24 protein-coding genes and 1 pseudogene are annotated in these 26,516 nt (G+C 72.2%); 5 read left to right on the forward strand and 20 right to left on the reverse strand.

Annotated elements, in window-relative coordinates:
• Nucleotides 1–38 precede the first annotated feature (38 nt).
• The 6 genes from AB0B57_RS02265 to AB0B57_RS02290 form a co-directional block, all read right to left on the reverse strand.
• Nucleotides 39–971 (reverse strand): DUF4394 domain-containing protein, encoded by a 933-nt coding sequence (locus AB0B57_RS02265; protein WP_357064293.1) that lies wholly within the window; start codon nucleotides 969–971, stop codon nucleotides 39–41.
• Between the two features lie 162 nt (nucleotides 972–1,133).
• Nucleotides 1,134–1,739 (reverse strand): hypothetical protein, encoded by a 606-nt coding sequence (locus AB0B57_RS02270; protein ID WP_357064296.1) that lies wholly within the window; start codon nucleotides 1,737–1,739, stop codon nucleotides 1,134–1,136.
• Nucleotides 1,740–1,862: 123 nt separating this feature from the next.
• A complete protein-coding gene (locus AB0B57_RS02275) occupies nucleotides 1,863–2,456 on the reverse strand; it encodes a hypothetical protein (RefSeq protein ID WP_357064298.1) in 594 nt (197 codons plus the stop codon).
• 5 nt (nucleotides 2,457–2,461) lie between these two features.
• Nucleotides 2,462–3,226 (reverse strand): EndoU domain-containing protein, encoded by a 765-nt coding sequence (locus AB0B57_RS02280; protein WP_357064301.1) that lies wholly within the window; start codon nucleotides 3,224–3,226, stop codon nucleotides 2,462–2,464.
• 7 nt (nucleotides 3,227–3,233) lie between these two features.
• On the reverse strand, nucleotides 3,234–3,935 hold the full coding sequence (locus AB0B57_RS02285) for a hypothetical protein (protein ID WP_357064304.1): 702 nt from the start codon (nucleotides 3,933–3,935) through the stop codon (nucleotides 3,234–3,236).
• Entirely contained in the window at nucleotides 3,932–4,252 is a 321-nt protein-coding gene (locus AB0B57_RS02290) for a type VII secretion target (RefSeq protein ID WP_357064306.1), read from the reverse strand. The genes AB0B57_RS02285 and AB0B57_RS02290 overlap by 4 nt, the downstream gene beginning before the upstream one ends.
• 158 nt (nucleotides 4,253–4,410) lie before the next feature.
• Here AB0B57_RS02290 and AB0B57_RS02295 point away from each other — a divergent pair, with 158 nt between their 5' ends.
• Together AB0B57_RS02295 and helR are read left to right on the forward strand one after the other, a co-directional pair.
• Nucleotides 4,411–4,791 (forward strand): YccF domain-containing protein, encoded by a 381-nt coding sequence (locus tag AB0B57_RS02295; RefSeq protein WP_357064309.1) that lies wholly within the window; start codon nucleotides 4,411–4,413, stop codon nucleotides 4,789–4,791.
• Between the two features lie 118 nt (nucleotides 4,792–4,909).
• On the forward strand, nucleotides 4,910–7,075 hold the full coding sequence (gene helR, locus AB0B57_RS02300) for an RNA polymerase recycling motor ATPase HelR (RefSeq protein WP_357064311.1): 2,166 nt from the start codon (nucleotides 4,910–4,912) through the stop codon (nucleotides 7,073–7,075).
• A gap of 19 nt (nucleotides 7,076–7,094) precedes the next feature.
• Here the strand turns inward: helR and AB0B57_RS02305 are convergent, their stop codons facing one another.
• Both AB0B57_RS02305 and AB0B57_RS02310 read right to left on the reverse strand, forming a co-directional pair.
• Entirely contained in the window at nucleotides 7,095–9,176 is a 2,082-nt protein-coding gene (locus AB0B57_RS02305; RefSeq protein ID WP_357064313.1) for a PQQ-dependent sugar dehydrogenase, read from the reverse strand.
• A gap of 151 nt (nucleotides 9,177–9,327) precedes the next feature.
• The gene (locus tag AB0B57_RS02310) at nucleotides 9,328–9,876 is read right to left on the reverse strand and encodes an RNA polymerase sigma factor (protein WP_357064315.1); all 549 of its coding nucleotides are present in this window, start codon (nucleotides 9,874–9,876) and stop codon (nucleotides 9,328–9,330) included.
• Nucleotides 9,877–9,936: 60 nt separating this feature from the next.
• Here AB0B57_RS02310 and AB0B57_RS02315 point away from each other — a divergent pair, with 60 nt between their 5' ends.
• The gene (locus tag AB0B57_RS02315) at nucleotides 9,937–11,301 is read left to right on the forward strand and encodes a serine/threonine-protein kinase (RefSeq protein ID WP_357064318.1); all 1,365 of its coding nucleotides are present in this window, start codon (nucleotides 9,937–9,939) and stop codon (nucleotides 11,299–11,301) included.
• A gap of 3 nt (nucleotides 11,302–11,304) precedes the next feature.
• Here the strand turns inward: AB0B57_RS02315 and AB0B57_RS02320 are convergent, their stop codons facing one another.
• Complete coding sequence (locus tag AB0B57_RS02320) at nucleotides 11,305–12,006, reverse strand: hypothetical protein (protein ID WP_357064321.1); 702 nt, start codon at nucleotides 12,004–12,006, stop codon at nucleotides 11,305–11,307.
• 248 nt (nucleotides 12,007–12,254) lie between these two features.
• On the opposite strand from AB0B57_RS02320, the gene AB0B57_RS02325 reads away from it, so the two are divergent.
• Nucleotides 12,255–13,115 carry a serine hydrolase domain-containing protein gene (locus AB0B57_RS02325; protein WP_357064324.1) on the forward strand — a complete coding sequence of 287 codons (861 nt, stop codon included), beginning with the start codon at nucleotides 12,255–12,257 and terminating at the stop codon, nucleotides 13,113–13,115.
• Nucleotides 13,116–13,193: 78 nt separating this feature from the next.
• Here the strand turns inward: AB0B57_RS02325 and AB0B57_RS02330 are convergent, their stop codons facing one another.
• The 11 genes from AB0B57_RS02330 to AB0B57_RS02380 form a co-directional block, all read right to left on the reverse strand.
• The gene (locus AB0B57_RS02330) at nucleotides 13,194–14,318 is read right to left on the reverse strand and encodes an LLM class flavin-dependent oxidoreductase (RefSeq protein WP_357064326.1); all 1,125 of its coding nucleotides are present in this window, start codon (nucleotides 14,316–14,318) and stop codon (nucleotides 13,194–13,196) included.
• Nucleotides 14,319–14,336: 18 nt separating this feature from the next.
• On the reverse strand, nucleotides 14,337–15,404 hold the full coding sequence (locus tag AB0B57_RS02335; protein WP_357064329.1) for an LLM class flavin-dependent oxidoreductase: 1,068 nt from the start codon (nucleotides 15,402–15,404) through the stop codon (nucleotides 14,337–14,339).
• A 10-nt stretch (nucleotides 15,405–15,414) separates the two neighbouring features.
• Nucleotides 15,415–16,773, reverse strand: a complete 1,359-nt coding sequence (locus AB0B57_RS02340; protein ID WP_357064331.1) for an NtaA/DmoA family FMN-dependent monooxygenase — start codon at nucleotides 16,771–16,773, stop codon at nucleotides 15,415–15,417.
• A gap of 15 nt (nucleotides 16,774–16,788) precedes the next feature.
• Nucleotides 16,789–17,997 carry an LLM class flavin-dependent oxidoreductase gene (locus AB0B57_RS02345; protein ID WP_357064334.1) on the reverse strand — a complete coding sequence of 403 codons (1,209 nt, stop codon included), beginning with the start codon at nucleotides 17,995–17,997 and terminating at the stop codon, nucleotides 16,789–16,791.
• 10 nt (nucleotides 17,998–18,007) lie between these two features.
• A complete protein-coding gene (locus tag AB0B57_RS02350) occupies nucleotides 18,008–19,633 on the reverse strand; it encodes an ABC transporter ATP-binding protein (RefSeq protein WP_357064337.1) in 1,626 nt (541 codons plus the stop codon).
• Nucleotides 19,633–20,523 carry an ABC transporter permease gene (locus AB0B57_RS02355; protein WP_357064340.1) on the reverse strand — a complete coding sequence of 297 codons (891 nt, stop codon included), beginning with the start codon at nucleotides 20,521–20,523 and terminating at the stop codon, nucleotides 19,633–19,635. Before AB0B57_RS02355 ends, AB0B57_RS02350 begins: the two co-directional genes overlap by 1 nt.
• Before the next feature lie 4 nt (nucleotides 20,524–20,527).
• The gene (locus AB0B57_RS02360) at nucleotides 20,528–21,463 is read right to left on the reverse strand and encodes an ABC transporter permease (RefSeq protein ID WP_357064343.1); all 936 of its coding nucleotides are present in this window, start codon (nucleotides 21,461–21,463) and stop codon (nucleotides 20,528–20,530) included.
• A 1-nt stretch (nucleotide 21,464) separates the two neighbouring features.
• Nucleotides 21,465–23,108 (reverse strand): ABC transporter substrate-binding protein, encoded by a 1,644-nt coding sequence (locus AB0B57_RS02365; RefSeq protein ID WP_357064345.1) that lies wholly within the window; start codon nucleotides 23,106–23,108, stop codon nucleotides 21,465–21,467.
• 391 nt (nucleotides 23,109–23,499) lie between these two features.
• Entirely contained in the window at nucleotides 23,500–24,405 is a 906-nt protein-coding gene (locus AB0B57_RS02370; RefSeq protein WP_357064348.1) for a zinc-binding dehydrogenase, read from the reverse strand.
• Nucleotides 24,406–24,484: 79 nt separating this feature from the next.
• A complete protein-coding gene (locus AB0B57_RS02375; RefSeq protein WP_357064351.1) occupies nucleotides 24,485–25,018 on the reverse strand; it encodes a flavin reductase family protein in 534 nt (177 codons plus the stop codon).
• Between the two features lie 33 nt (nucleotides 25,019–25,051).
• The gene (locus tag AB0B57_RS02380) at nucleotides 25,052–25,906 is read right to left on the reverse strand and encodes a DUF1684 domain-containing protein (RefSeq protein WP_357064353.1); all 855 of its coding nucleotides are present in this window, start codon (nucleotides 25,904–25,906) and stop codon (nucleotides 25,052–25,054) included.
• A 364-nt stretch (nucleotides 25,907–26,270) separates the two neighbouring features.
• On the opposite strand from AB0B57_RS02380, the pseudogene AB0B57_RS02385 reads away from it, so the two are divergent.
• Nucleotides 26,271–26,495: pseudogene (locus AB0B57_RS02385) on the forward strand (SAM-dependent methyltransferase); the annotation flags it as partial.
• Nucleotides 26,496–26,516: the final 21 nt, after the last annotated feature.

Consider the following 26,516-nt stretch of genomic DNA (forward strand, 5'->3'; position numbering starts at 1 on the left):
CACCCGAAGATGGGCCACCCCTGCCGGACACCGGAGAGTTACTGCTGGTTGAGGCGCAGCGCGAGGTCGATGACCAGGTACTTCACGGCGAAGCCACCGGTCAGCTGAGCCGTGCCGGTGAGCGGGTCGATCTGGTACACCTGGCTGGGGAAGCCGCCGTTGAGGACGGCGTAGGCGTTGTTGCTCACCGCTCGCCCGTCGCGCAGGGTGCTGTGGATGTCGAAGCCGGCCCGTGGGTTGGCGGCCACGCCCAGGCTGCCGGTGGCGACGAGTTGGCCAGCGTTGGCCGGGGACTGCAGCGCGACCTGGTCGAGGTTGGTGTCGACGTCGAACAACGTGGTCGCGGTGCTCGGATCGAGGTCGACGTTCGTGTAGGCCGCTGCGGTCAGCCCGGGAGCGGCGGTGACCGCAGGCGGGTAGGTGAGGGTGCCGTCGGCGAGGGTGACGCCGCCGACGTTGACGTTGTGCCGCAGATTCTGGCCCGTGTCGCTGATGATGCGCAGACGATCGGCGGCCGGGTTGAAGTCGACGCCGAAGAACGACCCACTGAGGGGGATGGTCAGCTGGCTGACCTTCGTGGCGACGGCGGTGCTGGTGGACAGGGTGAAGATGCCGCCGCTGTTACCGACGCCGTAGAGCCGGCCGTCCTGGACCCGGTAGTCGATGCCCACGAGGTTCTCGGTGCCGGGCAGGTCCACCGTGCCGATCACGCAGGCCAACCCCGGCCGGTTGGCGGCGAACTTCAGGAGTTGCTGGTCCTCGGTCAGACCGACCGCCAGCCGACCGTTGCGGCCGCCGGCGTTGAGCAGGTCCCACAGGATGGTGCAGGAGCCGGCGTCCAACGACGCCAGAGCCGGGGATGAGGTACGCGCCGGCGGGATGCTGCCCGGCCGGGCCGCCGCGCCCGTGGAGGTCGTCAGCATTCCGATGACGACGGCCGTGCCGGTCAGGAGCAGCAGTCGATGAATCATGCGATGCATGGGAAGGCCTTCCTTGCGCGAGGTACGGGGAATGCCCGGCAGTGGCATCGAGAAAGGGCGTCCCGCTCGGTCCATTCGGAACGTTTGCCCAGCTCAGACGCTATATGGCCGCATCGAAAGTTACTGTCGGATCACGTACTATCCGAATCGTCCTCAGGGGCGCGACGGGATGCGGTCCACCGTCGCGGTCACGACCTGCCGTTCCCGCAGGGCCGGCAGCGCCGGCGCGAGTGCCGCCAGCATCGCCAGGCCGGCGACGGGAAGCAGGTCGAGGGTGAGCACCGGCAGGACGATGCCGACGACCAGCAGCGGCACGCTCCACCACGGCAGCCGCCGTCTCGCGGCGAGCATGCCCGCCAGGACGACCAGGCCGAGGAAGAAGAACTGGGGTACGACGTCGTAGAAGGCGATCTCGACGCCGGGGATGTCCTTGAAGTCCGCGCCGAGCGCCGACATCTCCGCCCGGTCCGCGGCCAGGAGACCCTCCACGATGTCGGCGCCGAACTGGACCATCGTCGCGGCGAGGCCCACCATCGTGAGGGTCACCACGCCGGTGCGCCAGGGGCTGCGGGGCAGGAGGCCCGACAGCGCGAGCACACCCGGGACGAAGCACACCATGCCGGCGAGAGCGACCAGGTGCGCGGCCTGCCAGTCGAGCCCCGGGCCGTACACGTTGTCGGCTCGTGCCCACAGGCGTACCAGGCCGTAGGCGGCGATCCCGACAGGTCCGGCGAGGACGTACAGCGCAGCGCGTTTCATGCCGACCATCATCTGGTCCGCGAAGCCCCGGCCGGCTCCGGGAAGATCCCTCGCCCGGCCCCCGACTTCCGTCTCAGGTTTTCCACCGAGCCGACCCCCGGTCGAGGTCGCCGGGCCTCGCCCTCAGGCGCGCCAGATCACCTGGGCGGCGGCCAACGCGGCCTCCTGGTACGGCGTCCGCGGCGAGTCGCCGGCGATGACCTCCACCGGCCACTTCTGCTGCAGCGAGACCCAGAGCGTCGACATGACGCCCGAGTACGTCGAGAGCTCGTCCGCTCCGTCGGTCACCCGCAGCAGGTACGTCCAGGCCGCCGCGTCCGGTGCGCCGGCCAGTGGTGTCCGCCAGGCGCGGTGCAGGCTGCGTCCGTGGCGGCGGGGGGCGTCGGCGGCCAGGAGGGTGTCGGCCGGAGCCGGGTTGGGCGCGTCCGGGGGGCCGTCGGGGCTGAACCGGTACGCCAGTGGCGGCACCTCCGCGATGACCGGCACGTCGGCCAGGTCGGGGCCGTCGGGCTCGCCGACGAAGACGCGCAGGAGGGCCAGTTCCGCGCTGGTGATCCCGACGCCGTAGTACGCGAGGCTGAGCAGGAGGGTGGCGTCGGCCAGGTCGAACTCACCCGCGGCGTACTGCTCCCGCACGGTGCCGAGGACGTCGTCGGGAAGCCGGCCCACGAGCCTGCGGCACACCTCGGCGACCGTCGCGTACGTCTGCGTATCCATGGTGTTCATTTCTTCTTGTAGTCGCCGAGCTCGGTCCGCGTGACGGTGCCCTGGTCGTCCTGGACCACTCTAATGATCTTGTTGCCCTTCGGGCCTTCCCAGGTCCAACTGCCGTCGCCGCCGACGTCCGGATTACTGTAACGGGGCGGGTTGCCCATCGGGATTCCCTGCGGGGCGGGGTTCGGCGCCGGCGGGTTGCTGATGACGCCGGGGTTGGTCCGGTCCGGCGGGAAGGCGGTGCGGATCTCGCCGTCGGCGAGCACCGTCGTCTTGACCTGCACCCCGTCGACGACGCCGACGTAGTCGTAGGCCCACGCCGGGTTGCCGTCCGCGTCCTTGGTCGGGTATGGCCCCTTGTTCGGTGGCCCCTGCTGCGTCACCTGGTGCGCGGCGTCGAGGATCTTGGCCTCGTCCCAGCTCTTCGGGAACTCCGTCTTGTTGGAGAAGCCGGTGCCCGCGAGGTGGCCGCCCTGCCGACCACCGTCGCCCTCGATGATGTGCTTCCGCGACGCGTCGCTGTGGTGGATGCCGCCTGCCGTCGGCGGCGTGGTCGGCGCGGGAGGTGGGGTCGGCCTCGCCGGCCTGGTGCTGCCGGGCCCCTGGCCGGCCCCGGGTGGATGGCCCTGCTGGGCCGCCTGGCCGGTGGCCTGCTGGGCACTGGCGATGCCCTTGCCGGCGTTGATGCCGCCGTAGCTCTTCGGGGGTTTGCCGGCGCCGCCACCGCCACCCGTGCCGCCGCTGCCGCCGCCGGGTTTTCCGGGCTTCGCCATGGACGCCTTATCCGTTCAGGATGCGGGTGAGGTTGGTCAGGCTGGTGATCAACGCGCCGACGTACATGAGGATGCGCCCGGCCCACTTGACGACGGCGGCCGTGATCTGTGCGGCGATGACCGGGATCGTGACGACGAAGATGGCCTCGACCGCCCAGACGATCACGCGTGCCACCAGGTCGGCGATGAGGTCGCGCACGATGTCGCGGGTGAAGGCCACCAGGTTGCCGGCACCCTCGGTGGCCGCGGCCATCGCGGCGGAGACCGCACCGAGCCCGCCGAGGGCCTCGACGTTGTGGTCCATCAGGCCGCGGTAGGCCAGCGCGGCCTGCCCGTACCACTCCGGCAGGTCGGCGTCGAGGTGCGCCCGCAGGTCGTTGGCCATGCTGTGCAGCTCGGCGGCCATGTTGTTCCAGGTGGCGGCGTGCGCGGCGACCACGTCGGGCATGCCGGTGAGCTGGTCGAGCATCTCCCGCAGCGGCTCGAAGTATTCCATCGCCCAGCCCAGGCCGTTGGCGAGCAGCGCGCTGAACGGATCCAGCACCGTCACCGCCGCGTCGAGCCCGAACGCGGCACCCGCGAGCAGATCGTCGACCCAGCCCTCACTCCTGATCGCGTCGACCAGACCCTCGACGCTGTCGGCCAGGGAGGCGCCCGTCCAGACCTCCCGCGTGGAGGTGACGTCGGCGACAAGTGACAGGTCGGTCATCGGGTCAACTGGCTTTCCACGTCGCTCATCAGCGCGGCGTTGTCGCCGTCGACAGTGTCGTAGCCGTCTGCGGTCTGGCGCAGGCCCGAGGCGGCAAGCGTCAGATTCTCCTCGACGGCGGCGAACAACTCGTCCTGCCGCGCGTGTTTGTCCGCCAGGACTCCGGAGATCCACCCGCACAGCAACCCGTACGCCGAGTCGTCCTGGGTGATGTGGGCGCTGGCCGCCCGCACCGCCGCGAAACGCCCCGCCAGCGCCTCGATGTTGCGCGCGTGGGCACGGATCTCGTCCGCGTCGACCGCGAACCCGTCGTTCACCAGAATCACCGCCAGCCTCGGTGGCCGTCGGCGCGCCGCGCCACACCGCCCATGATCATCAATGGCGGAGTGTAACAAGCACTCACCTTCGGCGTGGCCCCCCACGTCGGCGACAGCACCCGCGGGTTCGGGTGGCGAACATCGCTCATGCTGAGATGGTGATTCGTTTCGTACTGAACGTGCTGTGGCTCGTCTTCGGCGGTGGCATCGTGCTGGCGGTCGGGTACGGCCTCGCCGCCCTGGTCTGCTTCGTCCTGGTCGTCACCATCCCGTTCGGCGTCGCGTCGCTGCGCCTCGCCGTCTACTCGCTGTGGCCCTTCGGCCGCACCCTGGTGCCGAAACCCGGCGCGGGCGTCGCCTCCGGATTGGCGAACATCCTCTGGCTGGTGCTGGCGGGCTGGTGGCTGGCGCTGTCGCACATCCTCGCCGGGGTCGCCCTCTGCGTGACGATCATCGGGATCCCGTTTGGCATCGCCAACTTCAAGCTCGTGCCGGCGGCGCTCTGGCCACTCGGTCGGGAGGTCGTCGACGCGCCCTGAGCTCGGAAAACGGGGGCACCCGGCCCCCTGCCACTTCTAACATATAGCGCACTGGGGGGCTTGCGGCAAGACCCGGTTCGTGCCGCAAAATCGTCGGCCGAGACCAGATTCTGCCGAAATGGAAGTCCGCATTGTGAATTCCCTGCCTCCCTCCGTGTTCGATCTTCCCGGTCCTCTCGCCCCCAAGGCCGACCCGGCGCTCATCGCCCGCGACGAGCAGCACTTCGCGACGATGGCGGCGAGCCTCGACCACCTGAACGCCGAACTGTCCGAGCGCCTGGCCGCCGAGCGCCTGGCGCCCGGCGGCAAGGGCCGGCAGGCGATGGACCGGGACGAGGAGATCCGCCGGCTGACCGGCCGCCTGCGGGCGCTGAGTCGCTACGGCCTGGACCTGTGCCTCGGCCACGTGGTCGGCACCGACGACCCCGAGCCGGTGTACGTGGGACGTCGCGGCCTCATCGACAGTGCGGGCCGGCGGCTGCTGCTCGACTGGCGTTCTCCCGCCGCCGAGCCCTTCTTCGGCGCGACCCACGCCAACCCGATGGGCCTGGCGAGCCGCCGCCGGTACCGGTGGACGCGCGGCCGGATCAGCGACTACTGGGACGAGGTCTTCACCCCGGACGGGTTCGTGGGGCACGCCGTCGCGCTCGACGACCAGTCCGCGTTCGTCGCCAGCCTGGGCAGCGCACGGTCGAGCCGGATGCGGGACGTGCTCGGCACGATCCAGGCCGACCAGGACGCCATCATCCGCGCGGGGTCGGCCGGCGCGCTCGTCGTCGACGGTGGCCCGGGCACCGGAAAGACAGTCGTCGCGCTGCACCGCACCGCCTACCTGCTCTACTCCGATCCTCGGCTGGGTCAGCGCCGGGGCGGGGTGCTCTTCGTCGGGCCGCACCAGCCCTACCTGGCCTACGTCGCCGACGTGCTGCCCAGCCTCGGCGAGGAGGACGTGCAGACCTGCACCCTGCGGGACCTCGTCGGAGAGGGGGCCGCGGCGACCGTCGAGAAAGACCCGGACGTGGCCCGGCTGAAGTCCTCCGCGGACCTGGTCCGAGCCATCGACGCGGCGGTCCGGTTCTACGAGGACCCACCGGTCAAGCCGATGACGATCACGACCGACGAGGGCGACATCTGGCTGGGCGCCGACGACTGGGCCGACGCGTTCCAGGCACCGGGGCCGGGCACCCCACACAACGAGGCACGCGACGAGATCTGGGCGGAGTTGCTCACGATCCTCGTCGACAGGTACGACGGCGACGAGCCGGACGACGCACTGCGGCGATCGCTGCTGCGCAACCGGGAGCTGCGCACCGCGTTCAACCGCGCCTGGCCGTTGCTCGACCCGGCCGACCTGGTGGGAGACCTGTGGTCGGTGCCCGCGTACCTGCGCACCTGCGCGCCCTGGCTCAGCCCGGCGGAGGTCCGGACGCTGCACCGCGACGACGCCCGGGCCTGGACCGTGTCCGACCTGCCGCTGTTGGACGCGGCCCGGCAGCGCCTCGGCGACGTCTCGGAGCGGCCGCGACGGCACGACCCCGCCGCCGCAGTGGAACGCGAGCACCGGGCCAGAGTTCTCGACGAACTGCTCGCGGCCGACGCCTACGACGACGGCGAGGGCCTGCTGACGATGCTGCGCCAGCCGGACCTGCGCGACGCCCTGGTCGACGACTCCGCGGTGCCCGCCGCCGACCCGGACCTGCTCGCCGGCCCGTTCGCGCACATCGTGGTGGACGAGGCCCAGGAGCTGACCGACGCCGAGTGGCAGATGTTGCTGGCCCGGTGCCCGTCGCGCAGTTTCACCATCGTCGGGGACCGTGCTCAGGCCCGACACGGGTTCACCGAGTCGTGGCAGGAACGCCTGGAACGGATCGGGCTCGACCGGATCACCCTGGCCTCGCTGAGCATCAACTACCGGACCCCGGAGGAGGTCATGGCGGAGGCCGAGCCGGTCATCCGGGCGGTGCTCCCGGACGCCAACGTGCCGACCTCCGTCCGCGGCACCGGGCTCCCCGTCGTGCACGGATCGGCCGCCGAGTTGGGCGCGACCCTCGACGCCTGGCTCGCCGAGCACACCGACGGGACCGCCTGCGTGATCGGCGACCCGGCGTTCCCGCCGACGCCCCGCGTCCGATCGCTGAGCCCGGAGCAGGCCAAGGGGCTCGAGTTCGACCTGGTCGTCCTCATCGACCCGGAGGCGTTCGGCACGGGCATCGAGGGGGCGGTGGACCGCTACGTCGCGATGACCCGGGCGACCCAGCAACTCGTCATCCTGACGAGGCGCTGAGCCGCCCGGACCGCGGCTGTCAGTTGCCCAGCGTGACGTGCAGGATCTTCTCGTTGCTGTTGTTCGGGGTGCTGTCCTTGTCACCGACGGTGGTGGTGGTCAGCCACAGGCCGCCGTCGGGGGCCGGCTCCACCGTCCGCAACCGGCCGTAGGTGCCGTTGAAGTACGTCTGGACGTTCGTCAGACTGCTGCCGCTGATCACCGCGCGGTACATGCGGGCACCCCGCGCACACGCCACGTAGAGCGCGTCCCGCACGATCGCGATGCCGGAGCAGGACCCGTCCGCGGTCGGATAGGTGCGCGCCGGCGCGATGAACCCGGCGGTGCCGCAGGTGCCGCTGGTGCCCTCACACGCCGGCCAGCCGTAGTTGCCGCCCTTCGTGATCAGGTTGGTCTCATCCATGATCGAGTTGCCGAACTCCTGCTCCCACAGCCGGCCCTGCGAGTCGAACGCCAGCCCCTGCGGGTTGCGGTGGCCGTAGCTCCACACGTAGTTGCCGAACGGGTTGTCCGAGGGGACGGTGCCGTCGGCGTTGAGGCGCAGGATCTTGCCTTCGAGGGCCGACCGGTCCTGCGCGTAGTTGCCGTTCTGCGCGTCGCCCGTGCTGGCGTACAGCTTGCCGTCCGGGCCGAACCGCAGCCGGCCGCCGTCGTGGTACTTGTTGCGCCGGATGCCGCTGATCAGCACCTGCTCGCTGGAGGTGTTGAGGCGACCGTTCTCCAACTTGATCCGCACGATCCGGTTGTCGCTGGGCGAGGTGTGCATGATGTACAGCCAGCGGTCACTGGTGAAGTTGGCCGAGATGGCGAGCCCGAGCAGGCCACCCTCACCGTCGGTGCTCTGCACGTTGGGGACGGTGCCCAGGTTGGTCTTGGCCCCCGTGCTGGGGTTGAGCTGGATGATGTCGTGCGCGTCGCGGCGGTTGTAGAGGACGCTGCCGTCCGGCAACGTCGCCAGCCCCCACGGGATGTCGGTGTCGGTGGTGACCTGGCGCACCGCGCACACCGGGGTGCCGCAGCCCGCGCCGGTGGTCACCGTCGCGGTGGCGCTGCGTGACGAGACGTTGTCCTGCGCGTCCCGGGCCACCACGTAGTACTGGTACGCGGTGCTCGCCGCCAGCCCGCTGTCGGTGAAGGTGGTCGCCGGCGGAGCGCCGGTGACCGTGCCGACCTTCACCCCGCCACGGAAGATGTCGTACGCCCGGACGCCGATGTTGTCGGTCGACGCGGTCCAGCGCAGGGTCACCGTGGTGCCCGACGCGGTGCCGGTGAGCTGTTGCGGCGCGGTCGGCGCCTGGGTGTCGGCCTGACACTGCGGGGGCGTGATCGACACGGTGCTGCTCGCCTGGGACACGTTGCCGGCGGCGTCCCGGGCGTTGACGTACAGGCCCCAGGTCGCCCCGGCGACCACCGTGAGGCTTGTGGACAGCGTCGAGCCGCTCACCGACGTCATCAACTGGCCATCGTGGTAGATGTCGTAGAAGGCGACCGCGACGTTGTCCGTCGAGGCGTTCCACGCGAAGGTCACGGAGTTGCACGTCAGACCGCTGACCCGCGCGCCGCTCGGAGCCGTGGGCGGCTGGCTGTCACTGCTGCCCAGCGCCGTCGTCCAGCGCTGGTTGGCCTGGCCGTTGCAGGTCCAGAGACCAACCAGGGTGCTGTTGGCGGTGGCGCCGCCGTTGACGTCCAGGCACAGACCGGACTGGACGCCGACGATGGTCCCGGTGGTGTTGATCCGCCAGCGCTGGTTGGCGCCACCAGTGCAGGTGTTGATCTGCAACGTGGCCGGCGCGGTGGTGTCCTGACCGACCACGTCCAGGCACATCGTCTCGTCGTAGACCCGCAGCTCGCCGGCCGAGGTGAGGGTCCAGGCCTGGTTGGCCTGACCGTTGCAGTCGTAGATGTTGATGCCGGCACCGGCGGTCCGGACGTTGCCGACGACGTCCAGGCAGCGGCCCGACGCGGCGCTGACCACCGTCGAGGTGGCCGCGGCCGATGCCGGTACGCCGACCGCGACGGTCAGCAGCGTCGCCGCTGCCATCGCCGCCGGCAGCAGTCGCCATCGTGAGTGACGTGGGTGGGACCGCGCGATGGCTGACATCCGTCCTCCAGGATCGGGGCGTCGACCGGACCGACCCGGTCGGACTGTGACCATCGACCATCCAAGATGGGCCGCCGGCGCATGTCAAACGATGTCACTCGATCAGCGACAAAATCCCAGATCGAGGCCATTTCCGAAAAGGGCCGCCGTTCTACTCCCCGCCCTGCAACGACTCCCGGACGTGTCTGCGGGCGTGGTGGATCCGGGACTTCAGCGTGCCGACCGGAATGCCCAGTTGCCCGGCGATCTCCTGGTAGTCGAGCTGACACAGGTCGCGCAGCACGAGTGCCGTCACCAACTCCGGCCGGTGGGCCTCCAACCTGTCCAACGCGTCGAGCAGGTCGAGACGCGACCCGGCGATGACGCTCGTCGTGCGGGGATCGGCCACCTCGACGGGCAGCAGTGCGCTCGGCCGCTCGGCCGCCCGTCGCCGCAGCGCCCGGTAGGTCTGCCGCGCGCAGTTGGCGACCACCGTGTGCAACCAGGTCGTGAAGAGCGACCGACCCTCGAATCGCTCGATGTGCCTGGCCACCTGCACCAACGCGTCCTGCGCCGCCTCCTCGGCGTCCTGCCGGCAGGGCAGGAACCGCCCGCACTGCTCCAGCACCCGCGGACCGATCGCCGCCAGCAACTCCTCAAGTGCGGCGCTGTCACCGGCCGCTGCCCGGCGCGCCAGTTCCTCGATCGACGACCCGTCCAATGTCGGCGCTCCCCCGCTCCCGGTGCGACACCGCGGCTGCGGCTGCCGGATAATACGGCCGTGTCCATCCCGCCACAGGTCGGCCGGTACCGCGTCGCACGACCCGTCGGTGCCGGTGCGTTCGCCACCGTGTGGCTGGCGTACGACGACGAGTTGCAGGCCCCGGTGGCGGTGAAGGTGCTCGCCGAGAACTGGTCGCAGCGGGCCGACATCCGGGCGCGGTTCCGCCAGGAGGCCCGGTTCATGCGGCAGGTCGACTCCGACCACCTGGTCCGCGTGCTGGACATCGGCGAGTTGCCCGACGGCCGGCCGTACCTGGTGATGACGTACGCCGGTGGCGGCACGCTCGCCGAGCGGCTGGCCGACGGTCCGCTGCCGGTGCCCGAGGCGCTGCGGATCGCCGCCGACATCGCCAGGGCGGTGGCCGTCCTGCACGACAAGGGCGTGCTGCACCGCGACCTCAAGCCCTCCAACGTCCTCTTCGACACCCCGGCCGCCGGCGGCCGGGTGCTCGTCGCCGACCTGGGGCTGGCCAAGGCACTCGCGCACGCCTCCGGGTTCACGCTGGTCGCCGGTACACCCGGCTACATGGCACCCGAGCAGCTCGTCCCGGGCGGCGCGCTGGACGCGCGTGCCGACGTCTACGCGATCGGCGCCCTCACCCACCACATGGTGACCGGGCTGCCGCCGGGGCAGGCGGCGGAGACAGCGGCCCGGGTGCCCGCGGCCGTCGAGCGTGTCGTCCGTCGGGCCCTGCAGCGCGATCCGGCCCGCCGCTGGCCGAGCGCGGCCGCGTACGCCCGCGCGTTGGAGGATCTGCTCACCGCGCAAACGGCTCCGGCCCGGCGGTCGCCGCAGCGCGCCCGCCGGGCCCTCACCACCGTCGGCGCGGCGGCCACGACGCTGGTCCTGGCCGGTTCGTCCGCCGCCTCCGCCACGCCACCGGGCTGGACACGGGTGCGTGACGTGACCGGCACCGTCTCGGTCGCCGTGCCCGACGACTGGGCCCGGCAACTGCGCGACGGCGGCTGGAAACCGGGCGTGATCGGCCTGCCCGGCGCACACGACCCGGGCCTGGTCGTCGGGCCCGACCTCACCGCGTGGTCCACCGCGAACAGTCCCACGCCCGGCGTGTTCGTCGGGGTGAGCCGGACCCGCACCACTGCGACGGTCCCGCCCACCCTGACCGGCCACAACCGGTGCATCCGCGCTGCCGACCGCACGATCACGGTCGGCAGCCTCAGCGGGAGCGTCCGGCGCTGGACGCGATGCGCCAGAACCACGACGTCCTTCAGCGAGACCATCCTGACCGCGGCCAACAGCACCCTCGACGTCTACGTCCAGGTCAGACAGAGCGGGGGCGCGGATCGCACCGACGAGATCCTCCGCACGCTGCGCGTGCGGGGCAGCACGCCCGCGTCGTAGCGGTTAGTACCGTTCCCAGTTGCCGCTGCCGTCGGCCTTGCGCCACCGGCGGGTCTCGGTGCCGCCGCCGAGCGTACGGACGGTGGCCTCCACGTTCTGGCCCACCAACCGGTACGAGACGAACGTCATGACCTGGTCAACTCCGGAACCCGGCTGGTCTCCCCGGATGACCGGCCAGGCGTAGCGGCCCCGGCCGTTGTCGGAGAGCTGCACGGGCACGAGGGCCTGCCGTCGCGCGGCGTTCGGGTTGCCCAGTTCGACGAGGACCAGCGCGTCCTCGGTCGACGGCGCGTTCGCCGGCTCCTCGACGATGAACTCGCCGTACACCGGCTGCGCGCCACCCGGCAGGATCCGGCACGGCACGTCGAACCCGTTCGACCCGTTGCGGAACACCACACTGTCGTCGGACTCGCAGAAGCCCAGCTTGCGGATCACCGCGTTGGGCCAGTCGGTCTGCCGGATCTCGCTCGGCTGGGTACCGGTCCCGGAGGTGCGGGAGACCGGAGCAGCCGGGGTGGCGCTGCCGGCGGTCGGCGTACCCGGGCCGGAGCTGGCGGTCGTCGGGGCGCTCGATACCGACGGGCTCGCGCTGCCCGCGGCAGAGCCGGCGGGCCCCGCGTCACCGGCGACCCGGTCGACCGATGGGGTGCAGCCGGCGCCGACCGTGACGCTGAGTGCCACTCCGACGAGCAGTTTGCCGCGCATGGGTGGTCCTTTCCTCTGCGGGATCTGTCACCACCTGGGATGCCCCGGCACGGGCGGTGGTTCACGCACCGCGCGTGGATCTTTCCACCGTGGGTGCGCACACCCCTCCTCCTCAGGTCGCAAGGGCATTGCCGTCCTCCGCCAGATGGTTTCGCCCACGTGGTCGAACAGGCTGGTGGCAAGGCATCGAGTGACGCCGTACGGACCCGCTCCGGACACCCGTTCGCCGAGGAAGGCACAGGCAGACAATGCGCTCTCGTACACGTCAGCGAACCCGCCCGGCGGGGATCCTCGCCCGACTCGGCGCGATCCTCGCCGCCACCGCCGCCGTCGCGGTGACCACCGCGGGCTGCGGCGCGTCGCCCGCCCGCCCGGCCCCGCACGTCGACACCCCGGCGGCTGCCGCCGCCCCGGGCGGTACGGGTCCTGCCCTGACCGACACCGACGTCAACGCCTGGCTCGACGGCGTGCTGCCGGCCGCGCTCGACCGCACCGGCATCGCCGGGGCCACGGTCGCCGTCGTGGACGACGGCAAGATCCTCACGACCCGGGGGTACGGCCACGCCGACACCGGTGACAGTGACACCGGGGCCGTACCTGTCGATCCGGACCGACATCTCTTCCGGATGGGATCGGTGTCGAAGCTCGTCACCGCCACCGCCGTCCTGCAACTCGTACAGAGCGGGAAACTCGACCTCGACGCCGACGTCGAGACGTACCTCGACTTCGACCTGCCGCGCGACTACGAGCGAGCCGTCACCCTGCGGCACCTGCTGACGCACACCGCCGGTTTCGAGGAGCGCATCGCCGGCCTGATCGGCACCGACGCCACCGACCTCGACCTGCGCGAGGCCCTGACGACCGACCCACCGGAGCAGATCTACGAGCCGGGCACGACCCCGGCCTACTCCAACTACGGCAACGCGCTCGCCGGCTACGTCGTGCAACGCGTCAGCGGGACACGCTTCGAGGAGTACGTCCAGCGCAACATACCCCGAGGACGAGGGCGGGCTCTGGCAGCGATGGACGGCGCCCTGGCGCCCGCCGCGGCCCGGCCGGTGGACCCTGCGTGCCCGGGCCACCGACGTCACCGGGGCCGGTCAGCGTGACCAGGCCGCGGGCAACGACCTCGGTTACCTGTTCGACGCTGTCGTCCGGCACCCGGTGACCGTCGACCAGGGCCCGGGTCAGTCGGTCCACTCCTTGGCGAGCAGTTCGTAGGAGCTGACCCGGTCGGTGTGGGCGTGGGTGATCGTGGTGACCAACAGCTCGTCGGCGGCGGTGACGTCGCGCAGGGTGCGCAGCCGCTCGGCGACCGTGCCGGGTGCCCCGACGAACTGGGTGTCCACCCGGTCGGCGACGAGCTGGCGGTCGTCCTCGCTCCAGGGCAGCGCGGCGGCCTGCTCCGGGCTGGGGAACGGCATCGCGCCCTCGCCGCTGCGGATGCTGCGCACCCACGGCCCGTACGGTGCGGCCAGCCGGCGGGCCGCGTCGTCGGTCTCGGCGACGACCACGTCGGCGGAGACCACCACGTACGGTTCGGCGAGCGTCGCCGAGGGTTGGAACGCGGCCCGGTACGCGGCGACCGCGTCGAGCACCGAGGAGGGGCTGACGTGGTAGTTGGCGGCGAAGGGCAGGCCCAGCGCACCCGCCAGTTGGGCGCTCTCCCCGCCGCTGCTGCCCAACAGCCACACCTGCAGGTCGGTGCCCTCCCCCGGCACGGCGTGCGCGTCCAGGCCGTCGGCGTCGGTGTAGTCGCCGCGCAGCAGGGCCAGCACGTCGGCCACCTGCTCGGCGAAGGGTGGCGGCTGCGCGCCCGGCTGGTGCAGCAGGGCCGTGCTCAGGGCGAAGCGCGGTGAGGTGAGCACCTGGGCATACGAGAACGGCGGCGGGATGAGCAGTCCGTCGACCACCCGAGCCGGCACCGGCGGCGGGGCCGGCGCGGCGACCGCCTGGGCCGCCTCGATGCGCCGCTGACCGGAGCGGCCCAGCCCGAGGTCGATGCGGCCCGGGTACAGGGCGGCGAGGGTGCCGAACTCCTCGACCACCGACAGGGCGGTGCGGTGCCCGACCTGGACGGCCCCGGAGCCGACGCGCAGCACACTGGTGGCCGCGGCGACCTGCCCGATCAGCACGGCCGGCGCGGAGCTGGCGACGCCGGCGGCGAGGTGGTGCTCGGCCAGCCAGTAGCGGTGGTAGCCGGACTGCTCGGCCCGCCGAGCCAGGTCGACGGTGTTGTGCAGGGCGTCGGTGACGGTGGCGCCGGCGGGCACCGGGGACAGGTCGAGGATGGACAGTGGAGTGGACGGCATGCTGGTCCCCGTTTCTGGTCAGGCCGCCGCGGCGGCGGTCGCCGGCGGTGCGAAGGGGCGGCTCGGGATCTCCCGACGCAGCACCGGGGCCACCTCGGCCTGGAACAGCTCCAGGCTCTCCCGGTGCTGCTTGTCGGTCAGCCCGTCGTGGTCGGCCTGGAGGTGGATGACCTCGTGGCCGAACTGCTCGTGGTAGCGCAGCACCTTGTCGGCGAGCTGCTGCGGGCTGCCGACCAGGATCGAGCTGCGCTCGATGGCGTCCTCCAGGGTCGCGAAGACCGGCTGGATGCCCAGCCGCCGGAACGCGGCCACCCGGGCGTCGAAGATCGGCCGGTACCGTTCCACCGCCTCCTGCGACGTGCGGGCCACGTAGAAACCGGCGGTGCCCGCGCCGACGAGCGCGTCGGCCGGATCGTGCCCGTAGTGGACCCACCGTTCCCGGTAGTGGCGGATGAGTTCGGCGTACGGCTCGATCGGGTTGGTGACGTTGGCGGAGAAGATCGGGTCGCCGTACCGGGCGGCGAGGTCGGCCGAGTCCCTGCTGGTAGCGCTGCCGTGCCAGACGCGGATGGGCTGTTGCAGCGGGCGGGGCCAGGTCTCGGCGTCGGTCAGCGACGGCCGGTACGTCCCGGACCAGGTGACCCGGTCCTCCCGCCAGAGCCGGCGGAACAGCTCGTAGCCCTCCCGGTTGCGGTCCCACTGGTCCTCGGCGGTGACGTGGAACAGTTGCGCCTGCGCGGCACCGTTGCCCTTGCCGATGATCAGTTCGAGTCGGCCGCCGCTGAGGTGGTCGAGGGTGGCGTAGTCCTCGTAGGCGCGCACCGGGTCGAGCAGGCTGAGCGTGGTGACCGCCGTGAACAACCGGATGGTGGAGGTCCGGGCCGCGATGTGGCTCAGCACCACAGGTGGTGAGGACGAGATGAAGGGGCGCTCGTGGCGTTCACCGACGCCGTACCCGTCGAAGCCGAGATCCTCCGCGAGGACCGCCGTGTCGACCACGTCCCGGAACCGGTCGGTGGTGCTCCTGCGCTGCCCAGTGACCGGGTCGGGCAGGTGGGTGATGAGCGTAATCAGCAGGAACTTCACGCCGGAACCGTCACTTTCGGCTGGAGGGTCGGGCGACCGGGCGGGCGGGACCGAGGCCGAGGTGGTCGCGCAGGGTGGTGCCGGTGTACTCGCTGCGGAAGACGCCGCGCTCCTGCAACAGCGGCACGACCTGGTCGACGAACTCGTCGAGCCCGCCGGGGGTCAGGTGCGGCACCAGGATGAACCCGTCGGCGGCGTCCGACTGCACGAAGTGGTTCATCCGTTCGGCGACCTGCCGCGCGGTGCCGACGAAGGACTGCCGGCCGGTGACCTCGATGATCAGATCGCGGATGCCGAGCCCCTTCTCCTCGGCCAGGGCCCGCCACCGCCGCGCGGTGTCGACCGGGTCGGCATACACGCCGGTTCGGCCCCGGCTGATCGCGTCGCCGGAGACGTCCGGGTCCTCGGCGGGCAGTGGGCCCTCCGGGTCGTACCCGGACAGGTCCCGGTTCCAGAGTTGTTCCAGCAGCAGGATCGCGGTCTGTGGGCTGACCTGCTGGCGGCGGATGTGGTGCGCGCGTTCCTGCGCCTCGGCGTCGGTGTCGCCGAGCACGAATGTGACACCGGGGATGACCAGCAGGTCGTCGGGTTGGCGGCCGTAGAAGGCAAGCCGGGACTTCACGTCCCGGTAGAAGTCCTGACCGTCCTCCAGGGTGCCGTGCCGGGAGAAGATCGCGTCGGCGCTGGACGCGGCGAACTCGCGCCCGTCCGGCGAGTCACCGGCCTGCAGGATCACCGGGTGCACCTGCGGGCTGCGGGGCACCGTGAAGTGCCCCGCGATGTCGAACTGGTCGCCGTGGTGGGCGAACGCGCCGGGTCCGGCCTCGGTGAGGTACCGGCCGCCGTCGCGGTCGCCCACGATCGCCTCCGCCGGCCACGACTCCCACAACTCCCGCGCGGTACGCACGAACTCGGCGGCCCGGTCATAGCGCAGCGAGCGGTCCAGGTAGCCGCCCCGGCGGAAGTTCTCCCCGGTGAACGCGTCGGAGGTGGTGACCACGTTCCAGGCCGCCCGCCCGCCGGAGAGGTGGTCGAGGCTGGCCAACTGCCGGGCCAACTCGTACGGCTCGCGGAAGGTGGCGTTGAGCGTGCCGGCCAGCCCCAGGTGCGTGGTGACCGCCGCGAGGGCGGCGAGCACCGTCAACGTGTCCGGGCGGCCGACCACGTCCAGGTCGTGGATGCGGCCCCGCTGCTCGCGCAGGCGCAACCCCTCGGCGAGGAAGAGGAAGTCGAACTTCCCCCGTTCCGCCGTGCGGGCCAGGTGGACGAAGGAGGAGAAGTCGATCTGGCTACCGGAGGCCGGGTCGCTCCACACGGTGGTGTTGTTCACGCCGGGGAAGTGGGCGGCCAGGACGATCTGCTTGGGCATGAGGGTCTCCAGTGCTCAGGCGGTCGCCACGGCGGCGTACCGGCTGACCGGTCGGTGCAGGCCGAGCAGGTCGCGCAGCGTCCCGACCGGATAGCCGGCGCGGAACAGGCCCCGATCCCGCAGCGCGGGCACCAACGCCCGGGTGATCGCGATCAGGTCGTCGGGAAGCACGGCCGGCCGCAGCCGGAAACCGTCCACTCCGGCGCGGTGCCAGGCGGCGAGCAGGTCGGCCAACTGCCCCGGGGTGCCGGCGAAGATGGCCGCGTCGGACGTGAACGGCGCACCGTACAACTCGTCGAGATGTGCCCTGCGCTGTCCGGCCGATGTCGGCGAGTCGTCGAGCAGGACGACCACGTCGGCGAGGATGCGCAGCGGGGCGTCGGTCCGGCCGACGGTCTCCTCGGCCGCCCGTACCTCCGCCACGATCGCGGCGGCGTGCCCGGGGTCGGTCGGGGTGACGAAGACGACGTCGGCGTGCCGGGCGGCGAACGCGTACGGCACCGACGAGTGGGCCAGCGCCGCGACGACCGGTTGCCCCTGCGGCGACCGGGGCACGATGGAGGGCCCCTTGACGGAGAACCACCGGCCGGTGAAGTCGACGTAGTGCAGCCGCTCGCGGTCGACGAAGCGACCGGTCGGCACATCCCGGATCACGGCGTCGTCCTGCCAGCTGTCCCAGAGCCGGCGGACCACCTCCACCGCGTCGCCGGCCTCGGCGATGAGGTCGCCGACGAGCCGTACGACCTCCGGCTCGTCGAGCCGGGCCGGGTCCAGCGGCGGGATGTCGCGGCGGCCGAAGTGCCCGGCCTCGGCCCTACGGGCGGAGATCCGGGGCCGCCAACCGGCCCGCCCGCCGCTGACGTAATCGAGCGTGGCGATCGCCGTGGAGACGTGGAACGGCTCGGTGTGGGTGGTGCTGGTGGTCGGGATCAGCCCGATGTGCCGGGTCAGCGGGGCGAGTCGGGCGGCGATCTGCACCGCGTCGAGTCGTCCCCGGAGTTGGTCGGTGCGGTCGTCCGGGCCGTCCGGCCCGGACGTCTGGAGGTCCAGGCTGTCCTCGATGGTGAGCAGGTCCAGTGCGCCGCGTTCGGCCTCGCCCGCGAGGGCGTTCCAGTAGCGGGCGGTCAGTGGCGCGGTCGCCTCGGCGCGCGAGAGCCGCCAGGCGGCGGGGTGCCAGCCGAGACCGTCGAGCGCCACGGCCAGGTGCAGGCTCTTGTCGGTCATGGTTTTCCTCCTACGGTCGGCCGGCGGTGACCAGCGTGGGCAGCGCGTCCAGCAGGGACCGGGTGTAGTCGTGTCGGGGGTAGCTGAAGACGTCGCCGACCGGGCCCTGCTCGACCACCGCGCCGTCGTGCAGGACGAGCACCCGGTCACTGAGGTGGTGCACCACACCCAGGTCGTGGGAGATGAAGAGCAGGGCGGTGCCGTCGGTGGCCCGCAGGTCGGCCAGCAGGTCGAGCACCTGGGCCTGCACGGAGACGTCGAGGGCGGAGACCGGCTCGTCGCAGACGAGCAGCGTCGGTCGGGGGGCGATCGCGCGGGCGATGGCGACCCGCTGCCGTTGGCCGCCGGAGAGCTGCCGGGGGTGCCGGTCGAGCAGGTCCGCGCCGAGACCGACTCGACGCAGCAGGTCGACGACGTGGTCACGCCGATCCGAGCGGCTGACGTCGGGGTCGAGGTTCTCCGCGACGACCCGTCCGACCGTGTAGCGGGGGTCGAAGGAACTCAGCGGGTCCTGGGAGATCAGTTGCAACCTACGCCGCAGCGGGCGGCGGGCCCGCTCCCGCACGCCGGCCCACGCGGTGCCCTCGAAGGTGACGACGCCCGCGTCCGCGTCGAGCAGACCGGCGACGATCCGGGCGACCGTGCTCTTGCCGGAACCGGACTCCCCCACCAGGCCGAGCGTCTCGCCCCGCGCGATGGAGAAGGAGACGTCCCGCACCACGGTGTGCTCGCCGTAGGTCTTGGTCAGCCCGTCCGCGTCGAGCACGGTGTCGTCGGCGCGGACCTCGGGCCGGGCGGGCAGGGCCGTCCGTACGTCCCCGGCCCGCGACACCCCGAGCCGGCGCCCCCGCGACGTCGCCGAGGGCACCGCCGCCAGCAACTGCCGGGTGTACGGATGCGCGGGAGCCCGCAGCAGCGTGCCGGTGGGACCCTGCTCGACGATCCGACCGTCGCGCAGCACCAGGACCCGGTCGGCGATCTGGGCGACGACCGCCAGGTCATGGCTGATCAGCAGCAGACTCACCCCGGCGGCCCGCCGCTCGGCGAGCAGCCGCAGGATCTGCGCCTGCACGGTGACGTCCAGTGCGGTGGTGGGCTCGTCGGCGATGAGCAGGGCCGGCTCCCCGGCGATCGCCGAGGCGATCAGGGCCCGCTGGCGCAGCCCTCCGGAGAGCTGGTGCGGATACTGCCGGGCGCGGCGTTCCGGCTCCGGGAGGTGCACCTGGTCGAGCAGGTGGGCGACCCGACCGGCCCGTTCCCGGCGGCCGACGATGCCGTGGGTGGCGAGCACCTCGCCGATCTCGGCGCCCACCGTCCGCAGCGGGTCGAGGGAGACCAGCGCGTCCTGGAGGACCAGCCCGGCGAGCCGGCCACGGACCCGCCGCCAGTCCCGTGGCCGGTGCCCTCGCACGTCCTGGTCGGCCAGCTCCAGTCGGGCGGCGCGGACCTGCGCGCCCGACCCGGCGAGCCCGACCAGGGTACGAGCGGTGACGCTCTTGCCGGAGCCGGACTCCCCGACGACTGCCACGCACTCGCCGCGCTCGACGGTGAAGCTGATCCCCCGCACCGCGGCCACCCGGCCGGTCGGGGTGTCGAAGTCGACGTGCAGATCCTCGACCGTGACCAGGGGGGCCATCAGCGCCGCCGCCCGTCGAAGCGGGCCTGCCAGTGGCGGCCGACGACGGTCAGCGACACCACGGTGGCGGTGACCGCCAGACCGGGCAGGATGCTGATCCACCAGGCCACCTGGAGGTAGTTGCGTCCCTCGGAGAGCATCGCTCCCCACTCCGGCGACGGTGGTTGCGGGCCCATGCCGAGGAAACTGAGCCCGGCGGCGGCCAGGACCGCCTCGCCGAGCCCGATCACCGCGAGCACCGGCACCGGGCCGACCACGTTGGGCAGCACGTGCCGCAGCACCAGCCGGGGCCGGGACTGGCCGAAGGTGACGGCCTGTTCGACGTAGCCGGAACGGCGGACGACAAGCGTCTGACCACGGACCACCCGGGCGTGGTGCGGCAGGGTGGCGATGCCGATGGCGACGATCAGGCTGACGGTGCCGGGGCCGGCGATGGCGATGAACAGCAGCGCCAGCAGCAGCATCGGGAACGCCGACAGCGCGTCGAGCGTACGGCTGAGCGCCTCGTCGGCGACCCGGTGCGCGAGGCCGGCGAGCAGGCCGAGCAGCACACCACCGGTCACCGCGATCACGGTGGCGGCCACTCCGATGGTGAGGGAGTGCCCGGCACCGTGCACCACCCGGGTCCAGACGTCGCGGCCGAGGTGGTCGGTGCCGAGCCAGTGCGCCGCGCTCGGCGGGGAGAGCACGGCCAGCGGGTCCGCGGCGAGGGGGTCGCCGGGGGCCAGCACCGCCGGCCCGGCCGCGGCGACGACAAGCAGGAGCAGGTACGCCCCGGCGACGAGCAGGCCGGGTCGCAATCGGGGTCGTCGGCGTACGGCCGGACGGGCCGGGTCGGCGAGGGTCAGCGCCGCAACGTCGGTGAGCGGCGGGCCCAGGGTGACGGTCATCGGGTCAGCTCCTTCGCAGACGCGGGTCGACAAGCAGGTACGCCAGGTCGGCGGCGGTGTTGACCACCACGTAGACGGCGGCCGAGAGGGTGACGACGGCCAGCACCACAGGCATGTCCCCGCTGGTGACCGCGCTGAGGGTGACCTGGCCGAGACCGGGCCGACCGAAGACCTGTTCGACGATCACGGCGCCGCCGAGCAGGATGCCGAAGAGCCAACCGGCCAGGGTGACCGCCGGCAAGAGAGCGTGCCGCAGCGCGTGGCGCAGCAACACCGTGCGCTCGCGTACGCCCCGGGAGCGGGCGGTGAGCACGAAGGGCTCGTCGAGGGCCCGGTCGATCCCGTCGCGCAGCACCTGCGCGAGCACCCCGGCGATGGGCAGCGCGAGGGTGACGGCGGGCAGCACCAACGCGGTGACCCCCTGGTCGCCGGAGACCGGAAACAGCCCGAACCGGAACGACAACACACTGAGCAGCACGAGCCCGATCAGGAACGACGGGGTGGAGACCAGCAGCAACTCGGTGCCGGAGCTGACCCGGCGCAACCAGGGCCGCCGGTCCCCGGCCGTGGCGACCGCGATCAGCAGGGCGAGCAGCACCCCGAGCCCGGCGGCGGCGACCGCGAGGGTGAGGGTGGGGGCGAGTTGTTCGCCGATCACCTCGGCGACCGGGCGTTGCAGCAGGTACGAGCGGCCCAGGTCGCCCTCGCCGAGCCGGCGGAGGTAGTCGGCGTACTGGACGAGGGCCGGTCGTTCCAGACCCCACTCGGCGATGATCTCGGCACGGATCTGCGGGGTGTCCGCACCGTCGCCGACGATGTTGTCCACGGTGTCACCGGGCGCGGCCAGCAGCGCCAGGTAGGCGGCGGTGGCCGCGACCCAGAGGACGATCAGACCGGCACCGAGCCGGCGGGCCACGGCACGTACGGGTGGTCGGCTCATGTCACTTGCCGATCCACAGGTCGTAGGCGCTCGCCGGCACCCCGGCGGTCGGCTCGAAGCGCACCCCGCCGACGGCGGTGCTGGCGGCGATCTGGTCGGCCGGCGCGTACAGCGGCAGCGCCACGGCCCGCTCGGCGACGACCTGTTGCTGCACGTCGGCGTAGATGCTGGCCCGCTTCGTCGGGTCGGCGGCCGCCTGACCGGCCTCCAGCAGCCTGTCGATGCTCGGGTCGTTGAGCTGGGTGCGGTTGATGCCGCCCCTGGAGTGCAACAGCAGGTTCAGTGCGGCACCGGCGTCGGTGTCGGCGCGGGAGTTGTCGAACACCTCGTACTCGTTGCGCTCGAACGCCTCCGTGGCCGTGCCCTGGTCGACGAGCGACACCTTCAGGTCGATGCCGGCGCTCTGCTTCACGGCGGCCTGCACCGCCTGGGCCAGGACGTCGCGGCGGTCCCGGACGAAGGGCGCGGACTGCACGAGTCGTACGGTGAGCCGCTTGCCGTCCTTCGTCCGGTAGCCGTCGGCGTCCCGGGTGGCCCAGCCGGCCTGGTCCAGCAGGGTGTTCGCCTTGGCGGCGTCGCCGCCGTAACCACCTTCGAGGCGCTTGTCGTAGAGCGGGCTGGACGGGCTGATCACGCTCCAGGCGCGGGTGGCGGTGTCGCGGTAGACGGACCGCAGGACGGTGTCGACGTCGACGGCCTCCCGGAACGCCTGCCGGACCCGCAGGTCGTCAAAGGGCGGATGGGAGGTGTTGAAGTAGTAGGAGTACGCCGAGCCGGAGTTGAGCTCGCGCGTCAGGCGCAGCGCCTGGTTGCCGGTGACCAGTGGCTGATCGGTCGCGGGCACCCCCTCGATGAGCTGCACCTGGCTCGACGTGAGGGCACCGACCCGCACCGCCGACTCCTTGAGGAACCGGTAGGTGATGCCGTCCAGGTAGGCCGGGCCGGTGTGCGTCGCGGTGGGCGGCGCCCAGTCGTAGTCGGCGTTGCGCCGATAGCGCAGTTCCTGACCGGGGACGTAGCGGTCCAGCACGAACGGCCCGGTGCCGACGACGTCGGCGCCACCGGCCTTGAGGTTCTTCGCCTGCCGCAGCGACGTCGGGGACACCTGCGCGCCCTGCGGGGAGGCGAGGAAGTCGAGGATGAGCACGTCCGGCGCGGTGAGGACGAGCCGTACGGTGCGCGGGTCGACGATCTCGACGGCCTTGAGGTTGCGCAGTTGGACGGCCGCGACGCCCGGGGCGTACCCCGGTTCGCGGAGCTTGTCGACGTTCGCCTTGACGGCGGCCGAGTCGAAGGGGGTGCCGTCGGTGAAGGTGACCCGGTCGCGCAGCGTCAGGGTGTAGGACAGCCCGTCCGGTGCGACCTGCCAGCCGGTCGCCAGCCACGGCACCAGCTTGCCCTGCTTGTCGTAGGTGAGCAGGGACTCGAAGGTGTTCCAGACCAGCAGGCGGGCCTTGGCCTGCGCGTACTGGTGCGGGTTGAGGGTGATCGGCTCGGTCTCCACGGCCCAGGTGAGGGTGCCGCCGGAGCGGGGCTGGCCGGCCGCCGAGGCGGCCGGGGTGGTGCCGGTGGAGCAGCCGGCGACGACGGCCAGCAGGGGGGCGAGCGCGGCGGCGGCCAGGGTACGCAGACGGTACGCGGGCATGCGGGATCTCCTGTCCAGGCAGGCGGAAGCGGGTGTGCCGACACCTGACCCGGCGCGTGGGCGCGGGCTGGCGGCGGTGTCGGTGCGGTGGCGGCGCGGCGGTGCGCCTCACCCCGGCGGGCCGGTGCGGCGGGCCGGGTTACGGGCGAGGGTGCCGGGTCAGGCCAGACAGGAACTCGACCACACCCGACCGAAGTCGATGTGGCCGCGGATCGTCAACCGCAGCTCGCTGGACATGAGCCGAGTCCACCTTCCGGGCGGTGGTGGTGTCAACGAATCCGTCGGTGGATGTCGGCTATCGCACGCGTGGACGTCGATCCGTTGACGAATATCCTACTAAGGCTATAGGGTTTACAGGATTAGTGCCGTGACCGGTGGCCACCGCTCCGGCTCAGTCCAGGTCGAGCAGGATCTTCCCGGCCACCCGCCGCTCCCGCAGCGCGTCGGCCGCCTCCTCGAGACGCTGCCACGAGCCGCGCCAACCGATCGGCGCTCGCAGGGCTCCACGCGCCACCAGGTCCGCGAGCAGACCGAGATCCGACCCCGGGGCGGTGGCGTCGCCGAAGGAACGCAGTGTCCGTGCCGCGCCCGGTGCGAATGTGGAGTTCACCGGAAGGACGGCCGGCTCGCCGGAGGCCCAGCCGATGCTGTGCAGCACTCCACCCGGGGCCAGCAGACCCCAGGCGGCCACCAGGTGGGCGCCACCGACCGTCTCCAGCACCACGTCGACCGGGTCGGTGATCGCGTCGAGACCAACCACGACCTCGTCGGCGCCGAGATCCGCCAGCCCCGCGCCACGAGCCGGCGAGCCGACCACCGCGACCACGTACGCGCCGCCGTGCCGGGCGAGTTGGACGGCGACCCGGCCCAGACCCCCGGACGCACCCGTGACCAGCACCCGACGGCCGAGCAGCGGCCCCGACGTCCGCAGTGTGCGCAGGGCGGTGAGGCCGACGGTGGGCAGCACGGCCATCTCGGCCAGGCCGACGGCCGCGGGCACCACCGCCACACTGTCCACGTCGAACACCGCCAGGCGGGCCCAGGCGCCCGGCCCGAACGCCACCACCTGGTCACCCTCGCGCAGGCCGGACCCGTCGCCGCCACGCACCACGTGACCCGCGGCGTCGTGCCCGAGCACGGCCCCGGCCGGCCAGACGTCGAGGTGGCGGATCTCGCCGGCGTTGACGCCGACGTGTCGCACCTCGACGAGAACCTGCCCCGGGCCTGGAGTGGGATCGGGCAGGTCCGTCACCCGGAACCCCGCGCGGGTGTCCGGGGCGGCGACTATCGCTTGCACGGCATCCTCCTCCGTGTGGACTGGGCGTGCTCCCTGTGACTGGGCGTGCTCGGTGTGGCTTGGGCGTGCGAGCGCCCGGTCAGGCGGCGGAACGACGGGCCGCCGCGTTCTGGTCGCCGGCCAGCCCGGCGTAGCGGCCCCGGTGGTACAGCAGGGGCGAGCCGACGTCGGCGTGCCGGAGCACCTCCGGCTCGGCCAACACGACGGCGTGATCGCCGACGGTCACCCGGTCGACGACCCGGCAGAGCAGCCAGGCCAGGGTGTCGTCCAGGATCGGCACCGCCTCCGGGCCGGTCTGCCAGCGGGTGGGAGCGGCGAACCGGTCGATGCCGCTGGTCGCGAAGGTGCGGGCAAGCTCCTGCTGGTGGTGGGCGAGCAGGTGCACCGCCACGTGCCGGGCACGGGAGACCGCGGGCCAGCTCGACGAACCGAGGTTCAGGCAGAACGAGACGATCGGCGGCGCCAGCGACACCGAGGTGAACGAGGTGGCGGTGAAGCCGACCGCGGGCGAGCCGGGAGCGGTGACCACCGTGACGGTGCTGGCCTGGTGGCGCAGCAGCGTCCGCAGCGCGTCGCTGTCGGCGTCGATCGGGGCGTCGGTGGACTGAGGCATGACGATCCTCCCGAGGGGTTGGTACGCAGAGGGCTACGAACGGTCGACGGAATCGCCCGCCAACCGCTCGTACGGGATCTTCTCGCCGGCTTCGACGGCGACCGGCAGCCGGTTCTCCGCCGGGGGCAGCGGGCAGGTCGCGAAGTCGGTGTACGCGCACGGCAGATTGGTGGCCCGGTTGAAGTCGAGAGTCACCCGACCCTGCTCGTCCGGTGTGCCGACGGCCAGGATTCGGTTGGCCGGATATGTCGTCACACCGGAGGTGGTGTCGGTGAAGAGCACCGACAGGCTCCCGGGTGCCGTGCCGTTGAAGGCGGTCAGGCGCAGCGGCACCCCGTCGACGGCGAACTCGATCTGGCCGGGGGCGTCGTAGACGTGCGTGAGCCCCTCCACCGCCGCGCCGACGGCGGTCGGGCGAGGACTGTCGAAGGGTACGAAGCGCCCGCTCAGGACCCACCGCCGGTCGGGCGGATAGGTGGGGGTGCCCCGGTAGCCGAGGCGCAGCGAGTGCTCGGGTCGCCGGGGACGGAGGATGTCGTGCCCGCCCCGGCGGGCCACCTCCAGCACCCCACCGTCGATGCCCACGGTGACGCCGGCACGCTCGGCGATCGGCCCGAACTCGTGCCGACCCCGGACCTGCCGGCCGTCGATCACGAGCAACTCGCCGTCGTCGAGAGCCACCACCGGCCCGTCTGCGGCGGTGTGCCACTCCCCCGGCACCTCGGGGAACCGCTGCGGCACCGAGGTCAGCCAGTGCAGACCGGTGACCGCGAGGAAGCCGTGCGGGTCGGCCCGAACCTCCTCGTGGCGTCGGTGCCACTCCCACCAGGCCACCTCGAAGTCGAGCCGGGGGTCCACCGCTGTCGGTGAAACGGTGTCGTTGGTCATGGCAGGGTCCTCCTCCACGAGATGCGCCGCCGCGGGCGCTGGGTGCGGGCGTCGCGACCGTGCGTCGACGACGGGAAAGGGGGCCGGCGAGGGCTGGGCGGCCTGGTCAGGCCGCGCTGGGAGCGCCGGGACAGAGCTGCGCGGCGACGCGCATCAGGTCGACGACCCGGCGGGAGGTGAACAACCGAACCGGCGGCATGCCCTCGATTTTCCTACCAATGAAGTAGGAATTCAAGCCCCCCGGATCGAGCGAGACACCCGTCACCCCTGCTGGCCAGCGTCGACAGTGGACGACATCGGCGTACGCTCCCGGTCGTACTCCGGTGGTGATCTCCCGCCGACGACCCCTCGACAGGAGCCTGGCATGGCCGGTCCGGACGCCGACCTCGCCGCGACGCTTCAGCCGTGCGTGCCACACGCGGCCCGGATCTGGAACTACTGGATGGGCGACAAGGACAACTTCCAGTCCGACCGGGCGGCCGGTGACGCCGTCGCCGAGGTCTACCCGGAGCTCGTCCTCATGGCGCAGCAGTCGCGCGTGTTCCTGGTGCGCGCCGTGCGTCACCTCGCGGCCGAGGCCGGTAGCCGTACCCGATCGTCACGATGACCG

It is taken from the genome of Micromonospora sp. NPDC049101, assembly GCF_040648675.1.
Lineage (GTDB): Bacteria > Actinomycetota > Actinomycetes > Mycobacteriales > Micromonosporaceae > Micromonospora.